Raw genomic sequence first — 3,306 nt, forward strand, 5'->3', positions numbered from 1 at the left:
ATAGATGCAAGGACTTATCCAGTGAGGGGGCCACAGGAACCCGATATCGAGCGTGTTGTACGGGGGTCGAGGGACGGATATGTAGAAACGATTGTATTCAATACCGCCCTTACCAGAAGAAGGGTGCGGGATCCGTCGCTCCGCATGGAATACCTGCAGGTTGGAAGAAGATCGAAAACAGACGTCGTAATATCTTATCTGGAAGATATAGCAGATCCGGAACTGGTCAAGAAAATCAGGGACTCAATTTCCAAGATCGATACCGACGGTCTGCCGATGGGAGAAAAAACATTGGAGGAATTCATTTCAGGCAGACATTGGAACCCTTATCCCATGGTCCGGTACACTGAAAGGCCGGATACAGCGGCAGCGCACCTTTATGAAGGGCACGTCATCATCATGGTGGATGGCTCACCCAGTGTATTAATCACACCTACAACTTTCTGGCATCATTTGCAGCATGCCGAGGAATACCGAAACAAACCGACAGTCGGGGCTTATTTGCGATTTGTCAGGTTTATCGCAATCTGGAGTTCGATTTTTTTACTTCCGCTCTACTATTTATTTGCCATACAGCCTGAGCTGCTGCCGGAACAAATGAGCTATGTTGGCCCTAATGATACAGGGGAAGTTCCATTATTCCTGCAATTCCTCCTGATCGAGATAGGGATTGATATATTAAGGATGGCTGCAATCCATACACCATCCTCGCTGGCCACTGCGTTAGGGCTGGTGGCAGCTTTAATGATTGGTCAGGTGGCTGTAGAAGTAGGACTGTTCATTAATGAAGTGATTTTGTACTTGGCAATTGCGGCAATCGGTACGTTTGCAACCCCAAGTTATGAGTTGAGCCTGGCAAACCGGCTGGTGCGGATCTTTCTGCTCACGGCAACTTCCTTGTTCGGGGTATATGGATTTGTTATTGGAGTCATGGCCTGGTTAATCGCACTTTCCAGAATGAAGTCGTTTGACATACCATATATGTGGCCGTTCATTCCATTTAATTTCAGGGCATTCAGGGATGTATTCCTCCGTTCCCCTATGCCTCTCAAAAATAGAAGACCGCGCTTTCTGCATCCTAAAGACCCAGATCGCTAGGAAATGTATAGATTTGAAGACGTCCAAGGAGATTAAAACTCCCTGGACGTCATTTTTTTGATGCATGACTCTTCATTTTCATTAGGGTGTCTGATAAAAATTGTTGTTTTTCTCAATTAATAACTCAGAGTGGATTGAAGCGGAAAGCAAGTGCCTGCAGCGAAAGAAACGGGCAACCTCAAATAGCAAACTTCAGAGAATACCTATTTTTTGAAGAAAGAATTGTGAACATCCCGAATTTATCTTATACTTTAGTGTGAAGAAAGAAAGCAGGTGTAAGTATGAAAACGATTTTTGATATCCAGCAGTTTCTTAAAACATACGGAACCATCATATATGTTGGCCATCGTCTTTCTGACCTGCAGCTGATGGAAGACGAGTTGAAAGAACTGTATAAATCCCAGTTGATTGAAATGAGGGATTTCCAGACAGCTTTGTTATTGCTAAGGCAGGAAATCGCATTTGAAAAAGAAAGACAAGAGAATTAAGAGGTGATTCTATGACAGAAAAATGGCTGGTTGGCGTCGACTTGGGAGGCACTACAACCAAAATCGCATTCTTAAGTAAATACGGAGAATTATTACATAAATGGGAAATCCCCACCGATAAATCCGACAATGGCAAGAACATAATTGTTGATATAGCCAAAGCGATCGATCGAAAGCTTGTAGAACTTGATCAGACAAAAGAAAAACTGATGGGGATCGGAATGGGAGCGCCGGGTCCGGTTGACATGTCAAAAGGTATCATATATGAAGCGGTAAACCTTGGATGGGATAAAAACACACCGCTAAAGGATCTTCTGGAAGTGGAAACCGGTTTGCCGGCTGTAATTGACAATGATGCAAATTGTGCAGCGCTTGGTGAAATGTGGAAGGGTGCTGGTGATGGTGCCAAAGACATTGTCTGTGTAACTCTTGGAACAGGCGTGGGTGGAGGAGTCATTACGAATGGAGACATCGTCCACGGTGTCAGGGGTGCCGGCGGGGAAATCGGTCATATCACAGTTGTGGCAGAGGGCGGATTTCAGTGTAATTGCGGAAAGACAGGCTGCCTGGAGACCGTTGCATCTGCTACGGGTGTCGTTCGCCTGGCAAAAGAAAAGCTGGATTCAACGGCTCTTCCATCAGCATTGAGGGATAGGTGGAACGAGTATAAGGTAATCAGTGCCAAAGACGTATTTGATGCGGCCGGAAAAAACGATGAACTTGCTCAAAGTATTGTCGACCAACTTGCTTTTTATCTTGGGATGGCATTAGCTAATTTAGGCAATGTATTGAATCCTGAAAAAATCGTACTCGGCGGAGGGGTCTCCAAGGCCGGTGAGATTTTGCTGGAACCTGTATTAAACTACTTTGAACAATTTTCTTTCCCTACAGTCAGGACATCAACCCAACTTAGTATTGCCACCCTTGGCAATGACGCTGGTGTAATTGGTGCAGCATGGCTTGTTAAAAATAAAATTTGATTGGCATAGATAATGAGCTCCCTTTCAAGGGGGCTCATTTTAATTTGAAAGAGACCTTTAATAACATTTACGGGCAACTTGACATATAAGGCGGTCTAATCTATCAATATCGTTTATGGGTCATAAGGTTCATTTTAAAGAAAAATGGTCTGAATGAAACTTTTATCTGTTTTAAACGTCTAATAGTATGGGTAAGGGAATAAGGTGTAAAATATCATTTTATACTAGTTGTATGAATTTGAATTTGACGTATTGTAAAAAAAGTATTAAGATAATTAATGGTTCTATTTTAAAAATCCCTTATTTTCCCAGGGTAAATTTGACATTATATGTTACATACGAAGGACCAGCGTAAGTAGCAAGGAGGTAACAAAATGAACATAAATAAGATCCCGAAGGTTCCTTTGATCATCATTGCATCACTGCTCCTTTGGATTAAAACGTACATTGTCTATAAAACTAGTTTTGATATAAAAATAGAAAACACGATTCAGGAAATTATCCTCTTCATGAATCCGTTGAGCTTCCTATTATTTATTTTCGGAATCGGATTATTAATGAAGAAAGATAAGTCCCGCACCCGTTATATTATCATCACAAGTTTCATTCTGTCTTTTATCCTTTACGGAAATGTTGTTTTCTATCGATTTTTCGATGATTTCCTGACCCTGCCTGTGCTGTTCCAAACAAGCAACTTCTCCGATTTGGGCAGCAGTGCCAGTGCAATTATAGGATGGAAA

At 42.3% G+C, this 3,306-nt stretch carries 3 protein-coding genes and 1 pseudogene; all 4 read left to right on the top strand.

What is annotated here, in order from left to right; translation table 11 throughout:
• On the top strand, positions 1 to 1,098 hold a 1,098-nt coding region (locus tag HP456_RS21685; RefSeq protein WP_172254969.1), incomplete at its 5' end, for a spore germination protein.
• A 281-nt stretch (positions 1,099 to 1,379) separates the two neighbouring features.
• Entirely contained in the window at positions 1,380 to 1,586 is a 207-nt protein-coding gene (locus HP456_RS21690; RefSeq protein ID WP_172254971.1) for a YqgQ family protein, read from the top strand.
• 11 nt (positions 1,587 to 1,597) lie between these two features.
• Entirely contained in the window at positions 1,598 to 2,566 is a 969-nt protein-coding gene (locus HP456_RS21695) for an ROK family glucokinase (RefSeq protein WP_172254980.1), read from the top strand.
• A 374-nt stretch (positions 2,567 to 2,940) separates the two neighbouring features.
• A pseudogene (locus tag HP456_RS21700) lies at positions 2,941 to 3,306 on the top strand (hypothetical protein); the annotation flags it as partial.

Source organism: Bacillus haikouensis (assembly GCF_013179555.1).
In the GTDB taxonomy this organism is placed as follows: domain Bacteria; phylum Bacillota; class Bacilli; order Bacillales; family Bacillaceae_B; genus Rossellomorea; species Rossellomorea haikouensis_A.

Excerpts from the sequence above, each read along its gene's own strand:
- HP456_RS21690 (WP_172254971.1), top strand. The coding sequence starts at position 1,380 with ATGAAAACGATTTTTGATATCCAGCAGTTTCTTAAAACATACGGAACC.
- HP456_RS21695 (WP_172254980.1), top strand. The coding sequence starts at position 1,598 with ATGACAGAAAAATGGCTGGTTGGCGTCGACTTGGGAGGCACTACAACC.